The sequence below is a fragment of the Mesorhizobium sp. M2A.F.Ca.ET.042.01.1.1 genome, assembly GCF_003997405.1.
GTDB lineage: Bacteria > Pseudomonadota > Alphaproteobacteria > Rhizobiales > Rhizobiaceae > Mesorhizobium.
Map to the genome: position 1 here is coordinate 1 of NZ_RZRX01000593.1, position 918 is coordinate 918.

A 918-nucleotide genomic window follows, 5' to 3' on the forward strand; every position below is an offset into this window, starting at 1 on the left:
CATTGATGCCGTCCGAAGCGAGCTTGATGACTGGGTTCAATGCGAACACGATCGGCAGGCCATGTCCGATGCGGTATTTTTCGACCTCTACTACGGAGAGAGTTCCACCGGCGGAAAGCCAGAAACTGGCGAACAGCACGTTAAAAACCTGCGCCTCGCACAGTCCATGCTGGCACAGCACTATCCTGATTGTGCGCCTATGAGAGACCTCATGGGAAAAATCGATCTCGCGGTCGCGTCGCTCGAGAAGATGGGGTGATGGTTAGCGACCCTCGCACCGGCCCGCTATTCGTCGATGGCCACGTCAGTATCGCTCATGCCGGAGTCTGAAAACGCCGGCATGATGCCGCCCGCAAGCAGCTTCTCCTTTGAAAGCAACCCGGCGTCCTCAAGCGTCTCGAAGTCGGGAAGGTCCCGCAGTGTATCGAGACCGAACTCGAGCAGGAATTCTTTGGTCGTGACATAGGTGTAGGGCGCGCCGGGCGTCGGGCTGCGGGGGCCGGAGGCGATCAGGCCGGCACCGCGCAGGTTGCCGATCAGATCGCGGCTGATCTCCTTGCCGAAGAAGGACGACAGTTCGGCACGGGTGATCGGCTGGAAGTAGGCTATGCACATGAGCACCAAGACTTCGGACTGCGTGAGGTCGACCGCGTGCTCGCTTCCGCCGACCGCGGTGCGGATGGCATCGGCATAGGCCGGCCGCGTCAGATGCTTCCAGCCGCCGGCGACGGCGATCAGGTCATAGGGTCGGCCGCGCAACTCCTCGCGGATGTCGTCGATAAGCAGATCGATGCTGCAGCTCTTGCCGACGATTCGCGCCAGCGTCTCGCGGCCGACGGGTTCGCCGGCAGCAAAAATGGTCGCCTCGACGCGGTTCATCCATTCACGCCAGCGCACCTCGGGCGGCAGGTGATCCAG

At 62.0% G+C, this 918-nt stretch carries 2 protein-coding genes; one reads left to right on the forward strand and one right to left on the reverse strand.

All coding sequences use genetic code 11. The features are described 5' to 3' along the window. Positions 1–259, forward strand: a 259-nt coding sequence (locus EOA23_RS35055; RefSeq protein WP_127307349.1) for a DUF5623 domain-containing protein, incomplete at its 5' end; no start/stop codon positions are given. Positions 260–285: 26 nt separating this feature from the next. Here EOA23_RS35055 and EOA23_RS35060 read toward each other — a convergent pair. Next, positions 286–918: SMC-Scp complex subunit ScpB (locus EOA23_RS35060; RefSeq protein WP_145966621.1), on the reverse strand; the 633-nt coding region annotated here is incomplete at its 5' end.